The sequence below is a fragment of the Streptomyces sp. GbtcB7 genome (genome assembly GCF_019091445.1).
GTDB classification, from domain to species: domain Bacteria; phylum Actinomycetota; class Actinomycetes; order Streptomycetales; family Streptomycetaceae; genus Streptomyces; species Streptomyces mirabilis.
On sequence record NZ_JAGXJM010000042.1, the window covers coordinates 1 to 23,962 of the forward strand.

The 23,962-nt window shown below is 70.9% G+C and carries 19 protein-coding genes; 13 read left to right on the forward strand and 6 right to left on the reverse strand.

Annotated features, from left to right (window positions below; translation table 11 throughout):
• The coding region (locus KVT44_RS45235; protein WP_217573921.1) for a dolichyl-phosphate-mannose--protein mannosyltransferase at positions 1-1,732 on the reverse strand (1,732 nt) is incomplete at its 3' end.
• A gap of 94 nt (positions 1,733-1,826) precedes the next feature.
• Here KVT44_RS45235 and rsmI point away from each other — a divergent pair.
• The 11 genes from rsmI to KVT44_RS45290 all read left to right on the forward strand — a co-directional run bounded on the left by rsmI (position 1,827) and on the right by KVT44_RS45290 (position 16,371).
• Positions 1,827-2,684, forward strand: a complete 858-nt coding sequence (rsmI, locus tag KVT44_RS45240; RefSeq protein ID WP_067376264.1) for a 16S rRNA (cytidine(1402)-2'-O)-methyltransferase — start codon at positions 1,827-1,829, stop codon at positions 2,682-2,684.
• 200 nt (positions 2,685-2,884) lie between these two features.
• Positions 2,885-3,304 carry a hypothetical protein gene (locus KVT44_RS45245; protein ID WP_217573923.1) on the forward strand — a complete coding sequence of 140 codons (420 nt, stop codon included), beginning with the start codon at positions 2,885-2,887 and terminating at the stop codon, positions 3,302-3,304.
• A gap of 68 nt (positions 3,305-3,372) precedes the next feature.
• Positions 3,373-4,245 carry a TatD family hydrolase gene (locus KVT44_RS45250; protein WP_190171876.1) on the forward strand — a complete coding sequence of 291 codons (873 nt, stop codon included), beginning with the start codon at positions 3,373-3,375 and terminating at the stop codon, positions 4,243-4,245.
• 331 nt (positions 4,246-4,576) lie between these two features.
• Positions 4,577-5,839, forward strand: a complete 1,263-nt coding sequence (locus KVT44_RS45255) for a resuscitation-promoting factor (RefSeq protein ID WP_254650779.1) — start codon at positions 4,577-4,579, stop codon at positions 5,837-5,839.
• 125 nt (positions 5,840-5,964) lie between these two features.
• Positions 5,965-6,894: a 16S rRNA (adenine(1518)-N(6)/adenine(1519)-N(6))-dimethyltransferase RsmA gene (rsmA, locus tag KVT44_RS45260; protein ID WP_099925613.1), complete on the forward strand. Its 930-nt coding sequence runs from the start codon at positions 5,965-5,967 to the stop codon at positions 6,892-6,894.
• Between the two features lie 62 nt (positions 6,895-6,956).
• Positions 6,957-7,844: a 4-(cytidine 5'-diphospho)-2-C-methyl-D-erythritol kinase gene (locus tag KVT44_RS45265; protein ID WP_217574005.1), complete on the forward strand. Its 888-nt coding sequence runs from the start codon at positions 6,957-6,959 to the stop codon at positions 7,842-7,844.
• A 121-nt stretch (positions 7,845-7,965) separates the two neighbouring features.
• A complete protein-coding gene (locus KVT44_RS45270) occupies positions 7,966-9,345 on the forward strand; it encodes an acyltransferase (protein WP_217573925.1) in 1,380 nt (459 codons plus the stop codon).
• Between the two features lie 232 nt (positions 9,346-9,577).
• Positions 9,578-11,386, forward strand: coding sequence for an ABC-F family ATP-binding cassette domain-containing protein (locus KVT44_RS45275; protein ID WP_099922221.1), 1,809 nt, complete (start codon positions 9,578-9,580; stop codon positions 11,384-11,386).
• A gap of 238 nt (positions 11,387-11,624) precedes the next feature.
• Positions 11,625-13,520, forward strand: coding sequence for a PQQ-binding-like beta-propeller repeat protein (locus KVT44_RS45280; RefSeq protein WP_217573927.1), 1,896 nt, complete (start codon positions 11,625-11,627; stop codon positions 13,518-13,520).
• A gap of 91 nt (positions 13,521-13,611) precedes the next feature.
• Complete coding sequence (locus tag KVT44_RS45285) at positions 13,612-15,441, forward strand: PQQ-binding-like beta-propeller repeat protein (protein ID WP_217573929.1); 1,830 nt, start codon at positions 13,612-13,614, stop codon at positions 15,439-15,441.
• A 225-nt stretch (positions 15,442-15,666) separates the two neighbouring features.
• Entirely contained in the window at positions 15,667-16,371 is a 705-nt protein-coding gene (locus tag KVT44_RS45290) for a response regulator transcription factor (RefSeq protein ID WP_217573931.1), read from the forward strand.
• A 49-nt stretch (positions 16,372-16,420) separates the two neighbouring features.
• On the opposite strand, the gene KVT44_RS45295 is transcribed toward KVT44_RS45290, so the two are convergent.
• The 5 genes from KVT44_RS45295 to KVT44_RS45315 form a co-directional block, all read right to left on the reverse strand.
• A complete protein-coding gene (locus KVT44_RS45295) occupies positions 16,421-17,701 on the reverse strand; it encodes an ATP-binding protein (protein ID WP_217573932.1) in 1,281 nt (426 codons plus the stop codon).
• 73 nt (positions 17,702-17,774) lie between these two features.
• Positions 17,775-18,656 carry a helix-turn-helix transcriptional regulator gene (locus KVT44_RS45300; RefSeq protein WP_217573934.1) on the reverse strand — a complete coding sequence of 294 codons (882 nt, stop codon included), beginning with the start codon at positions 18,654-18,656 and terminating at the stop codon, positions 17,775-17,777.
• A gap of 76 nt (positions 18,657-18,732) precedes the next feature.
• Entirely contained in the window at positions 18,733-19,494 is a 762-nt protein-coding gene (locus KVT44_RS45305) for an SDR family oxidoreductase (protein ID WP_217573936.1), read from the reverse strand.
• 273 nt (positions 19,495-19,767) lie between these two features.
• On the reverse strand, positions 19,768-20,079 hold the full coding sequence (locus tag KVT44_RS45310; protein ID WP_168492476.1) for a hypothetical protein: 312 nt from the start codon (positions 20,077-20,079) through the stop codon (positions 19,768-19,770).
• Between the two features lie 20 nt (positions 20,080-20,099).
• Positions 20,100-21,779: a sodium:solute symporter family protein gene (locus KVT44_RS45315; protein WP_180292973.1), complete on the reverse strand. Its 1,680-nt coding sequence runs from the start codon at positions 21,777-21,779 to the stop codon at positions 20,100-20,102.
• Between the two features lie 153 nt (positions 21,780-21,932).
• Here KVT44_RS45315 and galT point away from each other — a divergent pair, with 153 nt between their 5' ends.
• Entirely contained in the window at positions 21,933-22,997 is a 1,065-nt protein-coding gene (gene galT, locus KVT44_RS45320) for a galactose-1-phosphate uridylyltransferase (RefSeq protein WP_217573938.1), read from the forward strand.
• A complete protein-coding gene (galE, locus tag KVT44_RS45325; RefSeq protein WP_217573940.1) occupies positions 22,994-23,956 on the forward strand; it encodes a UDP-glucose 4-epimerase GalE in 963 nt (320 codons plus the stop codon). The genes galT and galE overlap by 4 nt, the downstream gene beginning before the upstream one ends.
• The last annotated feature ends 6 nt before the right edge of the window (positions 23,957-23,962 follow it).

A 23,962-nucleotide genomic window follows, 5' to 3' on the forward strand; every position in this document is an offset into this window, starting at 1 on the left:
AGGTGTCCAGCCACATCCGGGAGCGCCACTGGTCTATGGGGATCGCGGTGCCCGTGTACAGGGGCCAGAAGTAGATGAAGTTCCAGGCGATCAGGAGGACCAGGACGCCCGCGCTCGCCGCGCCGATGACGCGGCGGCGTTCCGTGGAGCCGGGTGGGCCGAGGATCGCGCCGATCATCATGGCGACCGCCAGGCACAGGAACGGGACGAAGATGATGGCGTAGAAGAAGAAGATCGTGCGCTCCTGGTACATGAACCAGGGGAGGTAGCCGGCCGCGATGCCGCAGGCGATCGCGCCCGCCCGCCAGTCGCGGCGGAACGCCCAGCGCCACAGGACGTAGACGATCGCGAAGCAGGCGGCCCACCACAGGAGGGGCGTGCCCAGGGCCAGGACCTCGCGGGCGCACTTGTCGCCCGCGTCCGCCGGGCAGCCGTCCTTGCCGGGCAGCGGGGACTCGTAGAAGTACGAGACCGGGCGGCCCAGGACGATCCAGCTCCACGGGTTCGACTGGTAGGTGTGCGGGGACGAGAGGCCGACGTGGAACTCGTACACCTCGTGCTCGTAGTGCCACAGGCTGCGCAGCCAGTCGGGCAGGAAGGTCCAGCTGCCGCCCTTGCCGTCGGTCGCGGCCCAGTTGCGGAAGTAGCCGCCCTTGCCGTTGGTGGGGGAGAGGATCCAGCCGGTCCAGGAGATGAAGTACGTGGCGATCGCCACGGGGACCGTCGCGAGGAACGTGATGCCCGTGTCGTGCTTGAGGGCCGCCGCATACGGGTGACGGGCGCCCGCGACCCGGCGTGCGCCGACGTCCCACAGGACCGCCATCAGGCAGAACGCGAAGAGGACGTACAGGCCGCTCCACTTCGTGCCGAGGGCCAGGCCCAGCATCAGACCGGCCGTCCAGCGCCAGGGGCGCCAGCCGAGGCGGGTGGACTCGGCGATGTGCGCGTCGGGGCGTACGAGGCCGTCCGGGTCCGTGGGCAGGGCGGCCGCCAGTCGGGCGCGCGACCGGTCGCGGTCCACGATCAGGCAGCCGAAGGCCGCCAGTACGAAGAACATCAGCACACCGTCGAGCAGCGAGGTGCGGCTCATCACGAAGTGCAGCCCGTCCACCGCCATCAGCGCGCCCGCGAGACAGCCCAGGAACGTCGAGCGGAACATCCGGCGCCCGATCCGGCACAGCAGCAACACCGACAGCGTGCCGAGCAGCGCCGTCATGAAACGCCAGCCGAACGGGTTGAAGCCGAACATCCATTCGCCGAGCCCGATGACGTACTTGCCGACCGGGGGATGCACCACATAGGCGGCGTCCGAGGGGATGCCGACGTGCCCGTTGTTCTGCAGGATCAGGTCATTGGCGTTCTTGTCCCAGTTGACCTCGTACCCGCGGTGGATCAGCGCCCAGGCGTCCTTGGCGTAGTACGTCTCGTCGAATATCACCGCCTTCGGGCTGCCCAGGTTCCAGAACCGCATCAGCCCCGCCATCAGGGTCACGAGCAGCGGGCCGCCCCAGCCCGACCAGCGCGTGATGCGCTCCGCGACCTCGTGGCGCAGCCCGAACGCAGCCCAGATCCGGGGACTGGGCTCGGCGTACGGCGGCACGAGCCGATCACGCACATCGCTTCTGGGTGGCGCGTTGTATCCGAAGCGGCGCAGCCGCTGCTGCCACGACGGCCGCCGTTCTTCGGCTGCCTGGCCCTGCCGGGTGTCCGTGGAGGACGCGGTACTGGTCACCGCGCCATCGTAGGGAACAGGTCTGTGGGAGTCCCGTGCACGGGCCTAATGGGTGGATGCGGCTGCCGCCGAATGCCCCTGCGAGGATGGAACCGTGACAGGAACCCTTGTTTTGGCCGGCACCCCCATCGGCGACGTGGCCGACGCCCCGCCCCGGCTCGCCCAGGAGCTGGCGGGCGCGGACGTCGTCGCCGCCGAGGACACCCGCAGGCTGCGCCGGCTGACCCAGGCGCTGGGCGTGCAGACCACCGGGCGCGTGGTGTCGTACTTCGAGGGGAACGAGGCCGCCCGCACGCCCGAACTCGTCGAGGCGCTGGTCGGCGGGGCGCGTGTGCTGCTGGTGACCGACGCCGGAATGCCGTCCGTCTCCGACCCCGGGTACCGGCTGGTCGCCGCGGCCGTCGAGAAGGACATCAAGGTCACCGCCGTACCCGGCCCGTCCGCCGTGCTCACCGCGCTCGCGCTGTCCGGGCTGCCCGTCGACCGGTTCTGCTTCGAGGGGTTCCTGCCGAGGAAGGCGGGCGAGCGGCTGTCCCGGCTGCGGGAGGTCGAGGGCGAGCGCCGCACGATGGTCTACTTCGAGGCCCCGCACCGCCTCGACGACACCCTCGCCGCGATGGCCGAGGTCTTCGGGGACGGACGGCGGGCCGCCGTCTGCCGCGAGCTGACCAAGACGTACGAGGAGGTCAAGCGCGGACCGCTGGGCGAGTTGGCGGCCTGGGCCGCCGAGGGCGTACGCGGGGAGATCACGGTGGTGGTCGAGGGCGCGCCGGAGAAGGGCGCCGAGGAACTGGACGCGGGCGAACTGGTGCGCAGGGTGCGGGTGCGGGAGGAGGCGGGAGAGCGCCGCAAGGAGGCCATCGCGGCGGTCGCGGCCGAGGCCGGAATTCCCAAGCGCGACGTCTTCGACGCGGTGGTCGCGGCAAAGAACGCGGCGCACAGCGCCCCATAGAAGAGCAAAGGGCCCGCACGGAAAGCAAAGCTCAGGCCGTGTCTCCGAGGCATTCCGACAAGGAAAGGCCAAAACGACTCCAATAGTCGACAGGCCTGATGCGTTCCCGCCCGGAGAAGCGTCCACTGGTTGAAGGGACGTACCCGTCCCTCGCCCCCGCCGACCGGGGGCGCTTGTCCAGCGGAACAGCAGGAGCTGGCATGAGTGAGATCGCAGGGCAGACCGGCAACCGCAGCGCGGCGACCGCCGTCGTCAACGAGTCGTATTCCTTCGCATGCATGCGATGCGGGCACGGCTGGGAGCAGTCGTTCGAGATAGAGCACCACCGCGACGCCGAGGGTGGCGAGTTCGTGATGTACGTGGCGGACGGCCATGTCGTGCCGTCGCCGCTGAGCCGGCCCTCCTGCCAGAACTGCGACGGACACGTGGTGCGCATCATGCGCGCCGGACAGGTGTCCTCCGTCCAGAACTCCATGCACCAGCACACGCACGGACCGGTGCCGGTCCACCCCGAGCAGGCCCACGACGAGGCCGTCGACCAGCCGGCCGTGCCCGGGGAACCCCACCACTGGCACCTCTCCGACCTGCTGCACCCCTTCCACCACCGCAAGGCGGGCTGATCGCGGGAGCGCGGTGACCTCGCCCGGGTGAGGTCCGGTCCGGCATGCCCCTTTCGTAGGATCGGGGCATGCCCTCCGACAAGACCGAAGCGCCACCGCTCCCCGAGCCGCTGCGCGTCCCCGTCGCCGACTCGCACACCCACCTCGACATGCAGTCCGGCACCGTCGAGGAAGGCCTCGCCAAGGCCGCCTCGGTCGGCGTGACCACGGTCGTCCAGGTCGGCTGCGACCTGAAGGGCTCCCGCTGGGCGGCCGAGACCGCCGCCGCGTACGAGGCCGTCCACGCCACCGTCGCCCTGCACCCCAACGAGGCGCCCCGTATCGTGCACGGCGACCCCGACGGCTGGTCCCGCCAGGGCGCACGGCAGCCCGGCGGCGACGGCGCCCTGGACGAGGCCCTCGCCGAGATCGACCGCCTCGCCGCCCTGCCCCAGGTCAAGGGCGTCGGCGAGACCGGGCTCGACTACTTCCGTACGGGCCCCGAAGGCAAGGCCGCCCAGGAGCGCTCCTTCCGCGCCCACATAGAGATCGCCAAGCGGCACGGAAAAGCCCTGGTCATTCACGACCGGGACGCGCACGCCGACGTGCTGCGCGTCCTGAAGGAGGAGGGCGCGCCCGAGCGGACCGTCTTCCACTGCTACTCCGGCGACGCGGTGATGGCCGAAATCTGCGCCCAGGCCGGGTACTACATGTCCTTCGCCGGAAACATGACCTTCAAGAACGCCCAGCCACTGCGCGACGCGCTGGCCGTGGCCCCTCTGGAGCTCGTCCTCGTCGAGACCGACGCGCCCTTCCTGACCCCCGCCCCGTACCGCGGACGGCCTAACGCGCCCTATCTCATTCCGGTCACGGTGCGCGCCATGGCGGCCGTGCGGGGCATCGACGAGGACACGCTGGCGACGGCGCTCTCGGCGAACACGGCGCGGGCCTTCGGCTACTGAGGGATAACGCTTCCGGCCATTTTTCGGGGTCACACCTCAGGGCAGTGTCGCGACACAGCGTAGCCGCGTTGCTTGGGAGAGTGACGGCCGCTCCGCTAGGTTCTGGTCGCCCGCCCGTCTCCCACCACCACCCTGAACGAGCCCTCCGGGCGCCCTCTTTACTCCACCGGACCCCCTGGAGCGTGTCGTCGTGAGCAACTCGCAGTACGAGACGTTTGGCCTGACTGGAACGTCGTTCGAGGACCGAGGAACTGGTGGGCAGCCGCCGTACGGTGCCGGAGGCCCGGGCGGCTACGTGGACACCTACCGGCCCGCCTACGAGGCACTGGCGATGTCCGAGGCGCCGACCGAGCCGATACTGCCCCGGCAGACGCAGACGTTGGTGCAGACGCAGACGCAGACGCAGACCAAGACGCAGGCGCTCGGGGATTCGGCGGAGGGGCCCCGGTCCGGCGGGCGGGCCGCTGCCCGGCGCGCGGCCCGGCGTCGGCGCACCGCCGAGCGTCCCGACCCGCTGCGGCTGCTGCCCCAGGCGCTGGTCGTCGCCTTCCTCGCCGGCGGCGCCTCCGCCTTCGTCGCCAGCGACAAGGCCATCGAGCTCAGTGTCGACGGGAAGGCGCGCACGCTGCACACCTTCGCCGACGACGTGACCGAACTGCTCGCCGAGGAGGGCGTGCGCGTCGGCGAGCACGACGTCGTCGCGCCCGCCCCCGGCACCGAGCTGACCAGTGGTGACGAGATCGCGGTCCACTACGGGCGGCCCGTGCGGCTCACCCTCGACGGGCAGCCGCACGAGGTGTGGACGACGGCGCACACGGTGGACGGGGCGCTCCAGCAGCTCGGGGTGCGCGCCGAGGGGGCGTACCTGTCGACCTCGCGCTCCCAGCGCATCGGCCGTCAGGGCCTCGCGCTCGACGTCCGCACCGAGCGGACGGTGACGATCATGGCGGACGGGCGGGCACGGACGATCCGGACGAACGCGGCGACCGTCGGCGAGGCCGTCGAGGAGGCCGGGATCACCCTCCACGGCGAGGACACGACGTCCGTCCCGTCAGGGAGCTTCCCCCGTGACGGACAGACGGTCAGCGTGATGCGGATCACCGGCACCCGGGAGGTCCGCGAGGAGGCGATCCCCTTCCGGACGACACGGACGAACGACCCCTCGCTGTTCCACGGCACCGAGGTCGTCGACCGGGCCGGGGAGCCCGGGACCCGGCGGGTCACCTACCTGCTGCGGACCGTCAACGGGGTCAGGCAGAAGCCGCGGAGGGTCGGGGACGAGGTGGTCCGGGAGCCGCGCGGACAGGTGGTGCGGGTCGGTACGAAGCCGCGGCCCGATTCCACGCAGGATGCGGACCATCTGAACTGGTCCGGGCTCGCGGCGTGCGAGTCCGGCGGCCACCCCGGCGCCGTGGACCCCTCGGGCACCTACGGCGGCCTGTACCAGTTCGACACCCACACCTGGCACACGCTCGGGGGGTCCGGGCGGCCCCAGGACGCGCCGGCCGCGGAGCAGACCCGCCGGGCGAAGAAGCTGTACGTCCGCCGGGGCACGAGCCCGTGGCCCCACTGCGGAGCCCACCTCCACGACTGACGGGCGCGCAGCGCCCCTTCAGGGGCGCGGGGAACTGCGCGATCAGCCCCCACTCACCCGCAGTCGAACAACGCACCCGGGGTCTGGGAAAACGGCTCGTGCCGTCGCACCCGTACGCTTGGGGCGTGAACAGCCCCACCCCCGACGCCCTCCTGGGCCCCGCCGACGTCCGCGAGCTCGCGGGTGCCCTCGGTGTGCGGCCCACCAAGCAGCGCGGCCAGAACTTCGTGATCGACGCCAACACCGTGCGCCGCATCGTGCGCACCGCCGGCGTGCGGGCCGACGACGTGGTCGTCGAGGTCGGCCCCGGCCTCGGCTCGCTGACCCTCGCGCTGCTGGACGCGGCCGACCGGGTCGTCGCCGTGGAGATCGACGACGTACTCGCGGGGGCGCTCCCGGCGACCATCGCCGCCCGTACGCCGGCCCGCGCCGACCGCTTCGCACTCGTGCACTCCGACGCCATGCACGTGAACGAGCTCCCCGGCCCCGCCCCCACCGCCCTCGTCGCGAACCTCCCGTACAACGTCGCCGTCCCCGTGCTGCTGCACATGCTCGACACCTTCCCGACCATCGAGCGCACGCTGGTGATGGTGCAGGCCGAGGTCGCCGACCGGCTCGCCGCCGACCCCGGCTCGAAGGTGTACGGCGTGCCGAGCGTCAAGGCCAACTGGTACGCCGACGTGAAGCGGGCCGGCTCCATCGGACGGAACGTCTTCTGGCCCGCGCCGAACGTCGACAGCGGCCTCGTGTCGCTCGTCAGGCGCGCCGAGCCCATCAGGACCACGGCTTCCAAGCGCGAGGTCTTCGCGGTCGTCGACGCCGCCTTCGCCCAGCGGCGCAAGACGCTGCGCGCCGCCCTCGCCGGGTGGGCCGGTTCCGCGGCCGCCGCCGAGGTCGCGCTCGTCGCCGCCGGGGTCTCACCGCAGGCCCGCGGGGAGTCGCTGACGGTGGAGGAGTTCGCCCGTATCGCCGAGAACAAGGCCGAGAACAAGGCCGAGGGCAAGGCTGAGAACGCCGAGAGCAAGGCCGAGAACAAGGAGAGCGCTCAGCCGTGACGGAGTCGAAGACCGAGCCCACGACGCACACGGGCACGGGCAGGGGCACGGGCACGGACGTCGTGACCGTACGTGTCCCCGCCAAGGTCAACGTCCAGCTCGCCGTCGGCGCCGCCCGCCCCGACGGCTTCCACGACCTGGCCAACGTCTTCCTCGCCGTAGGGCTGTACGACGAGGTCACCGTGACGCCGGCGGACGAGCTGCGGATCACCTGCGAGGGCCCGGACGCCGACCAGGTCCCCCTCGACGCCACGAACCTGGCGGCCCGCGCGGCCCTCGAACTCGCCCGCCGGTACGGCGTCGAACCGGGGGTCCACCTCCACATCGCCAAGGACATCCCCGTCGCGGGCGGCATGGCGGGCGGCAGCGCCGACGGCGCCGGCGCGCTGCTCGCCTGCGACGCCCTGTGGGGGACGAACGCCTCCCGCGAGGAACTCCTCGACATCTGCGCCGAGTTGGGCAGTGACGTGCCGTTCAGCCTGGTGGGCGGGGCGGCGCTGGGTGTCGGACGGGGCGAGCAGCTGCGGACGCTGGAGGTCGGCGGGACCTTCCACTGGGTCTTCGCGATCGCCGAGCGCGGGCTGTCGACCCCGGCGGTCTTCCGGGAGTTCGACCGGATGAACGAGGGCGTGCGGATCCCGGAGCCGGTCGCCTCGCAGGAGCTGCTCGACGCGCTGGCCAAGGGGGACGCCGGGGCCCTCGCCCGCGCCGTCTCCAACGACCTCCAGCCCGCCGCCCTCTCCCTCTTCCCGACCCTCGCCGACACGCTCGCCGCCGGGCGGAACGCCGGTGCGCTCGCGGCCCTGGTCTCCGGCTCGGGGCCGACCACGGCCTTCCTCGCGGCGGACGCCGCGTCCGCACGGGCGGTCGCCGACACGCTGCGCGCCTCCGGCACCTGCCGGACGGTACGGATCACCGACGGCCCCGCCCCCGGCGCGACGGTCGTCTGACCCGCACGGACACGTCACGGGCACCCGGTACTGAGAAGCACGTCACGGGCAGCGGTACTCAGAGGCGAATTGAGTACGGGCGCGCTGACGCCGTGGCGGCGGACGGCGCGACCGTACTCGTATGGCATCAAGCGCTCACGCCCTCGCCGCGGCCACACCCGCCTCGCGCGACAAGTACGTCGACCTGCTGCGGGTCGCCTCGCTCGGCACGGTGGTGCTCGGGCACTGGCTGATGGCCGCCGTGTCGGTGCGCGGCGACGGACGGGCCGAGGTCGGGAACCTGCTCGCCGTGGAGCCCCGCCTCCAACTGCTCACCTGGGCCCTCCAGGTCATGCCCGTCTTCTTCTTCGTCGGCGGCTTCTCGCACGCGCTGTCGTACCGCTCGCTGCGACGCAAGGCCGGGGAGCACGGGGAGCACGGGGAGAACGGAGGAGGGGCTCCCTACTCCGTGTTCCTGCGCGCCCGGTTGCAGCGGCTGCTGCGGCCGACCGTGGTGTTCATCGGCGTGTGGGGAGCGCTCGCGCTCGCTCTGCAACTCGCGGGCAGGCAGGGCGGGTTGCTGGACGTGTCGCTGCGACTCGTCGCCCAGCCGCTGTGGTTCATAGGGATCTATCTGGCGATGGTGGCCTTCACCCCGCCGCTGCTACGGCTGCACGAGCGGTACGGGTGGGGCGCGTTCGGCGGGCTCGTCGCCGCGGCCGGGCTCGTGGACGTGCTGCGGTTCGGGTTCGGGGTGCCGTACGTCGAGTTCCTGAACTTCGCCTTCGTCTGGCTCGCCGTCCACCAGCTCGGATTCCTGCGCGCGGACGGGAAGCTGCGACGCCCCTACCTCCTCGCGGGCGCCGGGCTCGCCGGGGCGGTGCTGCTGGTGGCGTACGGGCCGTATCCGCTGTCCATGGTGGGGATGCCCGGCGAGAAGATCTCCAACATGGCGCCGCCCACCTTCGCGCTGCTGTGCCACGGGCTGTGGCTGGTCGGCGGGGTGGAGTCGCTGCGGGGCCCCGTGCAGCGGTGGCTGCGCCGGCCACGGGTGTGGCGTGCGGTCGTCGCGGCCAACGGCGTGTCCATGACCGCCTTCCTGTGGCACCTCACCGCGATGCTCGGTGTGTACGGGGCGCTGCTGGCCCTCGGCGTACGGCTGCCGGAGCCCGCGACGGGGGTGTGGTGGGCCCAGGTGCCGGTGCGGGTGGTGGTGGCCGGTGTGGTGACGGCCCTGCTCGTCACCGTGTTCCGGAGGTTCGAACAGCCCTCTGCCGTGGTCCTGGGGGAGTCGGGGGTGTCGCCCGCGGGTGCGCGGCCGGCCGCCGCGCTCGGCGTGACCCTGTGCCTCTTCGGGGTGCTGGGGCTTTCCATGGTCGGGTTCGGCGGGTTGCTGGAAGGGCGTACGGCGGTACTGATCGCGGTCCGGGTGACGGCTCCGGTCGCCGTGGCGATGACGCTCGTGGGGTGGCTGCTGGTGGAGCGGGCGGGACGCGGTCGGCCTGCGGCCGCGGCCACGTAAATTTGCGGGGCGGTGCGTTGTCTGCAATATGCGGGGCGGTGCGTTGTCTGCGGGCCGGTGGGGGCTGGTCGCGCAGTTCCCCGCGCCCCTGGGGGCCGGGGCTGCGCCCCAGGCCCCCACCACCCGCAGCCGAGGGAGCCACCCGCAGCCGAAGCACCCACCCGTGTGGCTCGGGAGGTGAGGGAGCCGGACTACCCTTGAGGGTCGATCGTCCCCCTTGTTCAGGAGAGAAATGGCCGTCAACCTGGTCAATGTCGAGTCCGTCAGCAAGGTGTACGGCACCCGTGCCCTGCTCGACGGAGTCTCCCTCGGCGTCAGCGAGGGCGACCGGATCGGTGTGGTCGGGCGGAACGGCGACGGCAAGACCACCCTCATCCGCATGCTCGCCAAGCTGGAGGAGGCCGACACCGGCCGTGTCACGCACTCCGGCGGGCTGCATCTGGGAGTGCTGACCCAGCACGATTCCCTCGATCCCACCGCCACCGTCCGGCACGAGGTCATCCGGGACCTCGCCGACCACGAGTGGGCGGGCAACGCCAAGATCAGGGACGTCCTGACGGGACTGTTCGGCGGCCTTGACCTGCCGGGGTTCCCGCAGGGGCTCGACACGGTGATCGGCCCGCTCTCCGGCGGTGAGCGCCGCCGTATCGCGCTCGCCAAGCTGCTCATCGAGGAGCAGGACCTGATCATCCTCGACGAGCCCACCAACCACCTGGACGTGGAGGGCATCGCCTGGCTCGCCCAGCACCTGCGGGAGCGGCGGTCGGCGCTGGTGTGCGTGACCCACGACCGGTGGTTCCTCGACCAGGTCTGCACCCGTATGTGGGACGTGCAGAAGGGTGCGGTGTACGAGTACGAGGGCGGGTACTCCGACTACGTCTTCGCGCGCGCGGAGCGTGAGCGCATCGCCGCCACCGAGGAGGTCAAGCGGCAGAACCTGGTGCGCAAGGAGCTGGCCTGGCTGCGGCGCGGCGCCCCCGCCCGTACCTCCAAGCCGCGCTTCCGCGTCGAGGCCGCCAACGAGCTGATCGCGGACGTGCCGCCGCCCCGCGACAAGAGCGAACTGATGAAGTTCGCCAGCTCGCGCCTGGGCAAGACGGTCTTCGATCTCGAGGACGTGACGGTGCAGGCGGGCCCGAAGGTCCTGCTCAAGCACCTCACCTGGCAGCTCGGGCCCGGCGACCGGGTCGGGCTCGTGGGTGTGAACGGAGCCGGCAAGACCTCCCTTCTGCGCGCCATGGCCGAGGCCGCCCGCAGCGAGGGGGAGACGCAGCCCGTCGCCGGGCGGATCAGCACCGGCAAGACCGTCAAGCTCGCCTATCTGTCGCAGGAGGTCGCCGAGCTCGACCCGACCTGGCGGGTGCTGCAGGCCGTGCAGGCCGTCCGCGACCGGGTCGACCTGGGCACGGGGCGCGAGCTGACCGCGGGGCAGCTCTGTGAGACGTTCGGTTTCAACAAGGAGAAGCAGTGGACGCCCGTCGGGGACCTCAGCGGTGGTGAGCGGCGGCGGCTTCAGCTGCTGCGGCTGCTCATGGACGAGCCCAACGTCCTCTTCCTCGACGAGCCCACCAACGACCTCGACATCGAGACGCTGACCCAGCTGGAGGACCTGCTCGACGGCTGGCCCGGCTCGATGATCGTGATCTCCCACGACCGGTTCTTCATCGAGCGCACGACGGACAACGTGTTCGCGCTCCTCGGCGACGGCACCCTGCGGATGCTGCCGCGCGGGATCGACGAGTACCTGGAGCGGCGCAAGCGCATGGAGGAGGTCGCCGCGGCCGCCGTGCTCGCCGCCGCGCCCGCGCCGTCCGCCAGGGCCGCCTCCGCCGCCGACGCCCGCGCCGCGAAGAAGGAGCTGCAGAAGATCGAGCGTCAGCTCGACAAGATCTCCGAGAAGGAGAGCAAGCTCCACACCCAAATCGCCGACAACGCGACCGACTTCGAGAAGGTCGCCAAACTCGACGCCGAACTGCGTCAGTTGACCGGTGAGCGCGAGGAACTGGAGCTGCGCTGGCTGGAGCTCGCGGAGGACGCGTAAGCCCCTGGCAGGCGGCGCGCGCGTCCCGTGAAGGGGGCGTGAAGGCGCATAACGAGGGCATCACGGGCCGGTCCTCCCTTGGGAACAGGGGGAGTACCGGCCCCTGGTTCGAGGTCTCCAGAGTGATAGAAAGGTCCGTCTGAGAACAGTCTGAGAACCACCGGTGTGGCGCGAAATCGGCGCCGCCGACCGCGCCGCCGGTGGGGCGCCACATCAGTGAACTAGGGGGAACGCGCTGATGAGTCAGCCGCCGAGTGAGCCGCCGCAGGGTGGCTTCGGAGCACCGCAGGACCAGCCACCGACGCCGTCGACGCCACCGGTTCCACCGGCGGCACCGGCGCAGGGAGGGTTCGGCGCACCCCCCAACACGCCCCAGGGCACGCCCCCTCCGCCCGCCGGTCCGCCGGCGCCCGGTTACGGATATCCGCAGCAGCCCGGGCCCTACGCCCAGCCCGGCCCGTACGCACAGCCGCCGCAGCAGCCGGCGGGCCCGTACGCGCAGCCGCCGCAGCAGCCGGGGCCGTACGCCCAGCCCGGTCCGTACGCCCAGCCCGGTCCGTACGCGCAGCCCGGCCCGTACGGTCAGCAGCCCGCATACGGTCAGCAGCCCGGATACGGGTCCGGGTACGGCTATCCGGGCCAGGCGCAGTATCCCGGCGGCCCCGGCGGCCCGGGCACCCCTCCGCCTCCTCCCGGTGGTTCCAAGAGCCCCTTCAAGGGCCGACCGGCCATGGTCGTCGGCGCGGCCGTGGCCGCGCTGCTCGTCGTCGGCGGGACGGTCTGGGCCGTCAGTGGCGGGGGCGGCGACGACGGCAAGAAGCCGGTCGCCCAGGACAGCAAGGGCGGGAAGGCCTCCTCCTCCGCCGATCCGGTCAACCCCGGTGACGGCAGCGGCGACGGTGGCGGGGACCCGGAGGACCTCAACGCGGGCCGCCAGGCCGGTGAGGCGAAGGTGCTCTGGTACAAGCAGGCGCCCGACGCGCCCGGTTCCGGCGCCGACGCCCCCGGCCTGTGGATCACCGACAAGGCGGCGGTGAAGGCCGCGTACAAGCAGGTGTTCGCGTACAACGTCGGGGACGGCAAGCCCACTTGGGACCCGATCACGTTCCCGCAGCCGATCTGCGCGGTCACCCCGCAGCAGACGTCCGACGACAAGGTCGTCGTGGCGTACAAGAGCGGTGCCGGCGACAACGCCAAGTGCAACCAGCTCCAGCAGATAGACCTCGGCACCGGTGCCAAGGGCTGGAGCGGCAAGGTCGCCGACGGAGCGCTCTTCGACAGCACGCTCACCATCGAACTGTCGGTCACCGGCAAGACGCTGATGGTCGGTCGCTCGCAGTCCGGCACGGCGTACGACATCACCAGCGGCAAGAAGCTCTGGGACAAGACGAACTACGGCCAGGCCTGCTACCCGGCCGCGTTCGCGGGCGGCGCCAAGCTGCTGTCCGTCGCCTCCTGCGGTGCCGCCACCGACACCGAGCACGACGAGGTGCAGCAGCTGGACCCGGCCACCGGCAAGGCCAAGTGGACCACGAAGATCCCCAAGGGCTGGACGGTCGAGCGCACGTACTCCGTCGACCCCGTCGTCATCTACATGACCAACAAGGACCAGAAGAAGGTCAACGTCACCACGTTCAAGGACAACGGTGCCGTCCGTTCGCAGCTCAAGAGCAGCGACGCCTTCAGGCCCGAGTGCGGTTTCGCCATCCTCGACCGCGACCTGACGGGCTGTTTCGGCACCGCCGCCGACGCGAACACGCTCTATCTGCCGACCGAGGCGAAGAGCGGCGCCAACGAGATCGTCGCCTTCGACCTGTCGACCGGCAAGGAGAAGTGGCGCGTCAAGTCCCCGGCCGCCGAGTCGATGCTGCCCCTGAAGATGGACGGCACGCGGTTGATCGCGTACGTCGAGCCGTCGTACGACGCCGGTGGGCAGATCGTGTCGATCCCCACGACCGGAAGCAGTCACCAGCCCACCAAGCTGCTGCAGAACCCGCAGGGCACGGCGTCGGTCGAGAACGGCTTCTTCTCGAAGGCGGTCGACTACGTGGACGGGCGCTTCTACCTCTCCACCACCCGGCTGACGGGCAACGACCAGTCGAAGGAGAAGTTGATGCTGGCCTACGGCAAGTGACGCACGCTCACGCCACCTTCGCCCCGTTCGCCACCTTCTTCGTCTCCCGCATCTCCGTCCCCAACGCATCCGCATCCGAGGTAGACACGTCATGAGCCAGCCGCCGCCCCCACCACCGCCGAACCAGCCCCCACAGGGTGGCTTCGGCGCGCCGCAGGACCCTCCGCCGGGTGGGTTCGGTGCGCCCCAGGATCCTCCGCCGGGTGGCTTCGGAGCCCCCCAGGACCCTCCGCCGGGCGGGTTCGGTGCGCCGCAGGCTCCGCCGCCCGGTGGGTTCGGCGCCCCGCAGCCTCCGCAGGGTCCCGGTTACGGCTACCCGCAGCAGGCACCCCCGCCGGGGCCCCCGGCCCAGTCGGGCTACGGCTACCCCGGCCAGCAGCCCGCCCAGCCCCCGGGACCCCCGTACGGCTACGGCTATCCGCAGCAGCCGCCGACCTACCCGATGCAGCCCCAGGTTCCCCAGGGCGGCGGCCGGAAGCCGAACAGCCAGGTGGTCATCATCGTGGCGGCCGTCGCGGCCGTCGCGCTGATCATCGGCGGCGGGGTCTGGTACGCGAGCTCCGGCAAGGACGACAGCAAGAACAACTCCTCCGGTACGAGCGGCGGCACCGGAGGCAAGGGCGGCTCGGGCGGCGACAAGACCACCGGTTCCACCGGCAAGGAGAAGGTCCCCGCCAACACCGGTTCCAAGGTCCTCTTCCAGGTCCCCGCGCCCGCCGTGCCCGCCGAGAGCAGCGTGTCCACCGTCGGCTCCTGGCTCACCGACAAGGTGTACGCCAAGAGCGGCGACGCCGAGATCAACGGCTACGACCCCGACTCCGGCGCCAAGGTCTGGACGATCAAACTCCCCGGCCCGGTGTGCACGGCCAGCCGCCACACCACCGACTCCGGCCGGACCGCGATCGTCTACGAGCCCGCCATGCCGACCAAGGCGAAGCCTTCCCACGGCTGCAGCGAGGTCTCCGCCCTCGACCTCGCCGCGGGCAAGCTGCTGTGGACGAAGTCGGTCAAGTCCGGTGACCAGAAGATCAGCCTCAACAACGTCACCACCAGCGCGAACACCGTCGCCGTGGGCAGCACCAACGGTGGCGCCGCGTTCGACATCTCCACCGGCAAGGCGCTGTGGGCACCCAAGCCCACGGACAGCTGCTACGACGCCGGGTACGGCGGCGGCGACAAGCTGGTCGCGGTCCGCAAGTGCGGCGAGTACGGCAGTACGCGGCAGTTGCACATCCAGACCATCGACCCGACGTCCGGGAAGGTGATCTCGGAGTACAAGATGTCGCCCGGCATCGAGTACGCGAGCGTCGTGTCGACCAACCCGCTGGTGGTCGCCGCCGACGTCGGCGACTCCGCCGGTGACGGCAGCGGCATCTCGGACTTCTTCTCCATCGACAACAAGACCGGCCAGTTGCGCACCAGGATCTCCGCGCCGGGCAAGACCTACGCCGCCAAGTGCGACGGCATCACCAGGATCGAGAGCTGCGCGAAACTGGTGGTCGGCAACGACAGGCTCTACATCCCGACCGAGCAGCACGACGGCGGCCAGTCCGGCCGGATCAACGAGATCGTCGCCTTCGACCTGGGCACCGGCAAGCAGACCGGCCAGCGCGCGGACGCGGGCGACGGCTACGACATCTCCCCGCTGCGCATGGACGGCGGCAACCTCCTCGCGTACAAGCGTCCGCCCTACGACAAGGGCGGTCAGATCGTGAGCATCGACGGCACCTCCTTCAAGGAGACCAAGCTCCTGGAGAACCCGGCGACCCAGGCGGTCCGCGACGCGGAGACGAGCATGCTCCCGGACTACGCCGAGATCCTTTACAGCGAGGGTCACCTGTACATGTCCGCGGTCTACGCCCACAAGCCGTACAGCACCTCCGAGAAGGAGTACCTGGCGATCGCGTTCGGCACGCAGTAGGTCAACTTCTTTTGACCATGGCCCCGTCCCAGCTCAGGGACGGGGCCGTTCGCTTACCCCTCATCACTCCCGAATGCGAGGAATTTCGATATTCCGGGGCACTTCTCACCAGTAGGGGAAGCGCAACGTCGAACAAGCGTGTAGCTTCCGGGGGATGGAGAGCCGGGGGGCTCCTAATCCACGGGGAACCAGTGGGGATGCTTGGGGGGACTGGGGGGTTGCTCGATGGGAGTGCGGCTCATGGTGGTCGACGACCACCGACTGCTCGCCGAGGCGTTGGCCTCGGCGTTGAAACTGCGGGGGCACCGGGTGCTCGCCGCGGCGGCGCCCGCCGCGGGAGCGGCGGAGCTGGTGATCACCAGGGCACCGGAGGTGTGCCTGATCGGCACGGCGACACCCGCCGAGCCGGGAATCTTCGACCCGGTGATCAGGATCAAACGGGAGCGTCCGCAGGTGGCGGTCCTGGTTCTGGGTCCGGTCCCGAACCCGCGCGGCATCGCCGCCGCGTTCGCCGCGGGCGCGTCGGGCTACGTACGCCACGACGAGCGGATAGAGGGAGTCGAGCGCGCCATCATGAAGGCGAGGGCGGGTGAGGCGGCGGTCGCTCCCGCCCTGCTCCAGGGCGCCTTCAGCGAGCTGCTGAACCCCGCCGCCCAACCGGACGACGAGGGCGAGCGGCTCCTGCAGATGCTCACCCCACGCGAGGTGGAGGTCCTGGTGAGGGTCGCGGACGGGGAGGACACGAGGCTCATCGCGGCCGGTATGGGGATAGCCCCGTCGACCGCCAGGACCCATGTCCAGCGGGTGCTGATGAAGCTGGGGGTGGGGTCGCGGCTGGAGGCGGCCGCCCTGGCCGCGCGGACGGGGCTGCTGGACCGGGCGGGGCCGGTGCCGACGTCTCCCGGCGGCGCGGCGGAGGACGCCGGCTGAGACCGACGACGACGTCACGGGCGCCGATCGCGCTCGGGAGAACCCGGCATCACATGCGTATGTGGTGCTCGATGTCCTCTCTGAACTCGGTGAGCGCCTGTTCGGTGAGCGAGGGACGGGTGTCGGCGATGGCGGCGAGGTAGTCCTCGGTGTCGGCCGGGGTGCCCTGACGGTCGGTGATCTCGCGTTCGAAGGCGGCCTGGGCGCCCTTGCGGGCGGCGAACTCGATGTCGGCGGGGGTGAACATCTCGCTGGCCTCCACCAACCGGTGCAGCCCGACCCCGTCGGCGGCCCGGCCCAGGTAGCGCCGCCAGATCGCTTCCCGGGCCGCCGCGTCGGGGGGACCGACCGGGATGACGTAGTCGAACCGGCCGGGGCGCAGGAACGCCGGATCGAGGGAGCGGACGGAGTTGGTGGCGCAGATCAGCAGCCGGTCGTCGTGGTCGCGGAAGCCGGGGATCAGCTTGAGCAGTTCGTTGGTGACGCCGTGGCCGGGGTCGACGGCCACACCGGAGCGGACGCCGGCGATCTCCTCGACCTCGTCGATGAACAGGAGCACCGTCTCCAGCCCCGCCAACTCGTGGAACGTGTCCCGCAGCGAGGCGGCCAGGCCCCCGGCGGAGTCCGCGGCGAGCCGGGACGGGAAGAGCTCCACGAACGGCCACTCCAGCCGGGAGGCGACGGCTCTCGCGAAGCTGGTCTTGCCGGTGCCCGGCGGCCCGAAGAGGATGACCGCCTTCGGCGGCGCCACCCCGTACCGGTCGGCCAGTGCGGGTTCGGCCAGCGGCAGCACGATCCGCCGCTCGATGGTCTCCTTCTCCCGCTCCATCCCCGCGAGGGCGGCCCAGAGCCCGCCCGGCTGCACCCGCCCGCCCAGCTCCGCGAGCAGACCCGCGTCGCTCGCGCCGAGGTGCTCGACCTTCTCGTAGAAGACCAGTCCGTCCCGGGCCCGGTAGCCGGAGTTCTCCAGCGCCGCGGTTCCGGTGGCCCCGGGGGCGAGCAGCGCACCGATCCGACGGATCCCCTGCGTGCGAAGGCGCCGCTCCAGCTCGGCGATCAGGGCGCTGCCGATGCCCCGGCTGCGCCAGTTCCCAGCGAGCGCCACCAGCGTGATCCAGGCCCGCTCACCCTGGGCCTGCGCCACCGCCATGCCCACCAGGTCGTCGCCGACCACCGCGACCACCGCGGGGCCGCCGGCCCGGGCCACGGCCATGACCTCGGAGACGGGGAACACCGGAGGGGAGTCGTCCGTCTGCCGGTCCTGGTCCCAGATCTGGATGGCACGGTCCAGATCGTCGTCGCGGAAGTCCCGCAGTCGCCATGTCGGCATCATCGCCACCTCGCCGACTACTCATTCTCCGCGCGGTTCGAAACCCGGGCGACCGGACGGCCGTGGCCGCTCGTCAGTCGGCCGACCGATGAGCGCCGGTGGCCGTGGGGGCGGTCCAGGCGAGCAGCATGTGGAGGGCGTCGTGGGATGCGGTGTCCGGCTCGGCCGCGTACGTGATCAGGGCCTGGTCGGGGTCGTCGGCCGCGCGCAGGGTCTCGTAGGTCAGTTCCAGGTCGCCGACCACCGGGTGGTGGAACCCCTTGATGCCCGAGGTCCTGTCCTGCACCGGGTGCTCCGCCCACCAGCGGCGGAAGTCCTCGCTGCGCATCGACAGCTCCCCGATCAGCTGGGCCAGTCGCGGGTCGCCGGGGTGGTTCCGTCCTGCCAGCAGGTGGAGGTAGGCCACGTTCTCGCGGGCGCAGGCGGTCCAGTCGGTGTACAGCTCCCTGGACGCCGGGTCGAGGAAGGTGATCCGGGCGATGTTGCGCTCGGCCGGGTCCATGGCGGAGTAGTCGCCGAAGAGGGCACTCGCTGCCGGGTTCCAGGCCAGGATGTCCATGTTCCGGCCCATCACCATGGCCGGCACGTCCGTCAGCTCGTCCAGCAGCCGCTGGAGCATGGGCCGCACGCGCTGCTCGCGGGGCCGGTGCGGGCGCGCCGGACGGGCGGTGTGGCGGCGCGGTCGGGCCAGATGATGCAGGTGCCGGGTCTCGTCCTCGGTCAGCCGCAGCGCGCGGGCGAGGGCGTCGAGCACGGTGTCCGAGGGGTTGGGCACGCGGCCCTGTTCCATCCGGGTGTAGTAGTCGACGCTCACCCCGGCCAGTTCGGCGACCTCCTCGCGGCGCAGGCCCGCGACCCGGCGCGTGCCGCCGAAGTCGGGCAGGGCCACATCCTGCGGGTGCAGGCCCGCGCGGCGGGTGCGGAGGAAGTCGCTCAGGCTGGTCGCGGTGCTCATACGGCGATTGTGGCCGACCGGGGTGGTGTGCTGCCTGGCCCTGCTGGTGCCAGGCAGCACACCACCCCGGGAGATGTCAGGCCTGGCGGGTCGGCAGGACGATCGACTGGCGCAGGTTGACGTGCCGGGGACGGCTGACGGTGTACGCGACGAGGTCGGCGATGTCCTCGGCGGTGAGGGCGGGGACCACGGTGAACAGCCCGCCGAGCTGCTCGCGCAGTACCGGGTTGTCGATGTGCTCACCGAGCTCGGTGTCGGTCAGGCCCGGCTCGATCGTGCTGACCCGGACGTCGCGCGGGCCCAGCTCGGTGCGCAGCGCCGCGGACAGCTGGGTGAGGGCGGCCTTGGTGGCCCCGTACACGGCGTAGTCGGGGAAGACGACGTGGGAGGCGATGGAGGAGATGTTGACCAGGTCGGCGGTGTGGCCCTCGGCGGCGGCCGCGGTGAGGTCGGGCGTGAAGGCGCGGATGACGCGCAGGGCGCCGGTGAGGTTGGTGTCGATCATGCGGGTCCACTCGTCGATCCGGCCGTCGTCGAGGGGGTTGGGCAGCATCACACCGGCGTTGTTGACCACCAGGTCGACCCGTCCGTAGGCATCGTGGACGGCCTTGGCGGCGGCGTCGACGGAGACCTGGTCGGTGACGTCGGCCTTGACGGCGAGGGCCTGGCCGCCGGCGGCGGTGAGTTCGGCGGCCAGTGCGTCCAGCCGGTCGGTGCGCCGGGCGAGCAGGGCGACACGGGCGCCGCCCGCGGCGAGCAGGCGGGCGGTGGCCGCGCCCATGCCGCTGGCGGCTCCGGTGACGAGGGCGGTGCGGGCGGCGAGGGCGGGGTGGTTCATGAGTGCTCCTGGCTCTGCTGAGCGGACCCGGTCCCGCTGGACCGGCCCGCTGTGCTGACACGGATCACTCTGTGTGCGACCGGTGACGCCGAACCAGACTCTGCCGTTCCCCGGGAGAGCCAGTACCACCCGCTACGCCGGGGGCGTGGAGAGGGCTCCGGAGCGTATGCCGTCGAGGAGGTGGGTGAGGGTGCTGGGGGTCATCCCCGAAGGGCCCGCGTAGCCGTACGGGGCCGGAGTCCCCCGGCGCACTCCAGCCCCGCCCGACACCGGCTACTCCGACGGAGGCTCCTCCTCCGGCATCGGCACCGGCGGTGCCAGCGGCCGTAGCCACAGCCACAGCAGGAAGAACACGCCCAGGGCGAGCATGCCGAGGCCGGTCCAGAGGTTGATGTTGACGCCTTGGGCCTTGGCGAGTTCGGCGTCGGAGGCGGTCAGGCCCGCCAGGGTGACGATGACGCCGTAGACGACGAACAGGCCGCCGATGATGGTGCGGATGTCGAAGAGGCGGGTCGCGGTCGCGGACTGATGCTCCAGCTCCGTGACCTCGCGCTGGACATCGCGGTCCGAATAGTGGTCGGACATGGTTGCTCAGGCCTCCTGCGTCAGAACGAGAACGGGATGTAACAGACCGCCGCCAGGATCAGCGCGCCCCAGCCCAGCAGCGCCGGCCTGCGGTACCACGCGTCGTCGCCCACGGCCGGCGGCTCGGCCATGCCGGGGGAGACGGTGCCGTAGACCAGGCCCTGGAGGTCCTCCGCCGGTTTGGGGGCCGTGAAGAGGGAGACCGCGACCATCACCACCGCGCCGGCCACGAAGCCCGCGATCGCCGAGACGAAGTTGGCTCCCTGGTCGGAGGGGATGGCGATGATCCCCTGCTTGTAGATGACGAAGTAGTTGATCATCGCCGCCGTCGTACCTGCCAGGAGGCCCCAGAAACCCGACTTCGCCGACGCGCGCTTCCAGAACATGCCGACGATGAAGGCCACGAACATCGGCACGTTGAAGAAGGAGAAGAGCGCCTGGAGGTAGCTCATGATGTTGGAGAAGGACGAGGCCAGGAAGGCCGTGCCGATCGACGCCAGGACGCCGATCACCGTGATCAGGCGGCCGAAGCGGACGTAGTAGGAGTCTTCCCGGTCGGTCACGACGTACCTCCGCCAGATGTCCGACGTGAACACCGTGTTGAACGACGAGACGTTGGCCGCCATGCCCGCCATGAAGGCCGCCAGGAGCCCCGTCACCGCGATGCCCAGGACGCCGTTCGGCAGTAGCTCCTGCATCAGGTACGGGACCGCGTCGTTGTACTGCAGGTTCGAGCCGCTCGTGCCGATCCTGGGGACCAGGACGGCCGCCACCAGGCCCGGGATCATCACCAGGAAGACGATGAAGATCTTGGGGAACGCCGCGATGAGCGGGGTGCGCTGGGCCGCCGACAGGTTCTTCGCCGAGAGCGCGCGCTGCACCTCCGCGAAGTTCGTCGTCCAGTAGCCGAAGGAGAGGACGAAGCCGAGGCCGAGGACGATGGTCAGCCAGTTCGCGCCCAGCGGGTTCGCATGGCCGATGCCCGTACCGCCCCAGGCCGTGGTGAAGTCACTGCCGTGCGTCTTGTCGAGCGAGTGGGTCAGACCGTCCCAGCCGCCGACCCGCTTCAGGCCGAGCGCGGCGATCGGGATCAGGGCCGCGAGGATCACGAAGAACTGCAGCACCTCGTTGTAGATCGCCGAGGACAGGCCGCCGAGCGTGATGTACGCCAGTACGAAGAACCCCGCGATCACGATCGCCACCCACTGGGGCCAGCCGAGCAGCGCCTCGACCACGATCGCCAGTGAGTAGAGGTTGACGCCCGCGATCAGGATCGCCGCGCAGGCGAACAGGATCGAACTCAGCAGGTGTGCCGCTTTGTCGAAGCGCAGAAGCAGGAACTCCGGGACCGAGCGGACCTTCGAGCCGTAGTAGAAGGGCATCATCACCAGGCCCAGGAACACCATGGCGGGGATGGCGCCGATCCAGTACCAGTGCACGGTGTAGACGCCGTACTGCGCGCTGTTCGCGGCCATCCCCAGGATCTCGGTCGCGCCGAGGTTGGCGGAGATGAACGCGAGGCCGGTGATCCAGGCGGGCAGTGAACGCCCGGAGAGGAAGAAGTCGAGGCTGGTCTTGACCGAGGCCTTGGCGGCGAAACCGATGCCGAGCACGACGACGAAGTAGATGCCGAGGATCGTGTAGTCGAGCCCGTTCGTGGGGAGCCGGAGCCCTGCGGCGAGGTATGTGGGGGCATGCATGCCCGTATCCATGCCCCATGAGTCGCATGACGCTGCCCAAGCTTCACAGACACCCCCCAAACCCCCGCAGGCATTGACGTTCCTGTTGCTTTGTGGTTTGTTGTGTTCGGTTCTGTTTGATGGTTGGGTGTGGTGTGGATGAGGAGTCCAGCGGTGAAGAAGACCTCGACCCGGCTCGCCGACGGTCGTGAGCTGATCTACTACGACTCACGCGACGACAAGGTGCGCGACGCGGTGGACCGCCGCCCCCTGGAGCCCACCGTCACCAGCTCCCAGGTGCGCCGCGACCCGTTGCTCGGCGACTCGGTCGCGATCGCCTCGCACCGTCAGGGACGCACGTATCACCCCCCGGCGAACGAGTGCCCCCTGTGCCCCTCGCAGGGCGACCGGCTGAGCGAGATCCCGGACTCCTCGTACGACGTCGTCGTCTTCGAGAATCGTTTCCCCTCGCTCGCCGGCGACTCCGGGCGCTGCGAGGTCGTCTGCTTCACCTCCGACCACGACTTGTCCTTCGCCGACCTCACCGAGGAGCAGGCGGGGCTCGTCCTGGAGGCGTGGACGGACCGCACGGCGGAGCTGTCCCACCTCCCCTCCGTCGAACAGGTCTTCTGTTTCGAGAACCGCGGCGAGGAGATCGGCGTCACCCTCGGCCATCCGCACGGGCAGATCTACGGCTACCCGTTCACCACCCCGCGTACGGCCCTGATGCTGCGCTCGCTGGCCGCGCACAAGGAGGCCACCGGCGGCCAGAACCTCTTCGACGACGTCGTCGCACGTGAACTCGCCGAGGGCGACCGGATCGTCCTGGAGACCGAGCGGTGGGTCGCCTTCGTGCCGTACGCCGCGCACTGGCCCTACGAGGTCCACCTCTACCCCAAGCGGCGGGTGCCCGACCTGCTCGGGCTCGACGAGGAGACGCGCACAGAGTTCCCCCAGGTCTATCTGGAACTCTTGAGGCGCTTCGACCGGATCTTCGGTGAAGGGGAGCCTCCGACGCCGTACATCGCCGCCTGGCACCAGGCGCCGTTCGGCGCGCTGGCCGAGTTCGAGGGTGTGAACAGGGACGACTTCGCGCTTCACCTCGAGCTTTTCACCATTCGCCGCACTTCCGGCAAGCTGAAGTTCCTCGCGGGTTCCGAGTCCGGCATGAGCGTGTTCATCAACGACGTGCCGCCGGAAGCCGCGGCCCAGCGACTGCGAGAGGTAGCGAGTTCATGAGTGGGAAGTACCTGGTCACGGGTGGCGCGGGCTATGTCGGCAGCGTGGTCGCGCAGCATCTGATCGAGGCCGGTCACGAGGTGACGGTCCTCGACAACCTGTCGACGGGCTTCCGCGAGGGTGTCCCGGCAGGGGCTTCCTTCATCGAGGGCGACATCCGCGACGCTGGTAAGTGGCTGGACGCCTCGTACGACGCCGTGCTGCACTTCGCCGCGTTCTCGCAGGTCGGCGAGTCCGTCGTAAAGCCCGAGAAGTACTGGGACAACAACGTCGGCGGCACCATGGCGCTGCTCGCGGCGATGCGCGAGGCGGGCGTGCGCAAGCTGGTCTTCTCCTCCACGGCCGCCACGTACGGCGAGCCGGAGCAGACCCCGATCGTCGAGTCCGCGCCGACGAGGCCCACCAACCCCTACGGCGCCTCCAAGCTCGCCGTCGACCACATGATCACCGGCGAGGCGGCGGCCCACGGACTGGGCGCGGTGTCGCTGCGCTACTTCAACGTGGCCGGCGCGTACGGGGCGCAGGGCGAGCGCCACGACCCCGAGTCGCACCTCATCCCGCTCGTCCTCCAGGTCGCGCAGGGGCGGCGGGAGGCGATCTCCGTCTTCGGCGACGACTACCCGACGCCGGACGGCACCTGCGTCCGCGACTACATCCACGTGGCGGACCTGGCGGAGGCGCACCTGCTCGCCGTCGAGGCGGCCACCGCCGGTGAGCACCTCATCTGCAATCTCGGCAACGGCAACGGCTTCTCCGTCCGCGAGGTCATCGAGACCGTCCGCCAGGTCACGGGGCACCCGATCCCCGAGGTCATGGCCCCCCGCCGGGCCGGGGACCCGGCCGTGCTCGTCGCCTCGGCGGCGACCGCGCGCGAGCGGCTCGGCTGGAACCCGTCCCGCGCGGATCTCGCGGGGATCGTCGCGGACGCGTGGGCGTTCGCTCAGAACAAGGAGCGGTAGGTAATT

Bases quoted from the DNA above. Each gene is read 5' to 3' on its own strand.
- KVT44_RS45295 (WP_217573932.1), bottom strand. From the start codon at position 17,701: ATGCCGACATGGCGACTGCGGGACTTCCGCGACGACGATCTGGACCGT.
- KVT44_RS45310 (WP_168492476.1), bottom strand. From the start codon at position 20,079: ATGTCCGACCACTATTCGGACCGCGATGTCCAGCGCGAGGTCACGGAG.
- KVT44_RS45245 (WP_217573923.1), top strand. From the start codon at position 2,885: ATGAGTGAGATCGCAGGGCAGACCGGCAACCGCAGCGCGGCGACCGCC.
- KVT44_RS45280 (WP_217573927.1), top strand. From the start codon at position 11,625: ATGAGTCAGCCGCCGAGTGAGCCGCCGCAGGGTGGCTTCGGAGCACCG.
- KVT44_RS45250 (WP_190171876.1), top strand. From the start codon at position 3,373: ATGCCCTCCGACAAGACCGAAGCGCCACCGCTCCCCGAGCCGCTGCGC.
- KVT44_RS45285 (WP_217573929.1), top strand. From the start codon at position 13,612: ATGAGCCAGCCGCCGCCCCCACCACCGCCGAACCAGCCCCCACAGGGT.
- KVT44_RS45270 (WP_217573925.1), top strand. From the start codon at position 7,966: ATGGCATCAAGCGCTCACGCCCTCGCCGCGGCCACACCCGCCTCGCGC.
- KVT44_RS45290 (WP_217573931.1), top strand. From the start codon at position 15,667: ATGGGAGTGCGGCTCATGGTGGTCGACGACCACCGACTGCTCGCCGAG.
- KVT44_RS45275 (WP_099922221.1), top strand. From the start codon at position 9,578: ATGGCCGTCAACCTGGTCAATGTCGAGTCCGTCAGCAAGGTGTACGGC.
- KVT44_RS45305 (WP_217573936.1), bottom strand. From the start codon at position 19,494: ATGAACCACCCCGCCCTCGCCGCCCGCACCGCCCTCGTCACCGGAGCC.
- KVT44_RS45255 (WP_254650779.1), top strand. From the start codon at position 4,577: ATGTCCGAGGCGCCGACCGAGCCGATACTGCCCCGGCAGACGCAGACG.
- galE (WP_217573940.1), top strand. From the start codon at position 22,994: ATGAGTGGGAAGTACCTGGTCACGGGTGGCGCGGGCTATGTCGGCAGC.
- KVT44_RS45300 (WP_217573934.1), bottom strand. From the start codon at position 18,656: ATGAGCACCGCGACCAGCCTGAGCGACTTCCTCCGCACCCGCCGCGCG.
- KVT44_RS45315 (WP_180292973.1), bottom strand. From the start codon at position 21,779: ATGCATGCCCCCACATACCTCGCCGCAGGGCTCCGGCTCCCCACGAAC.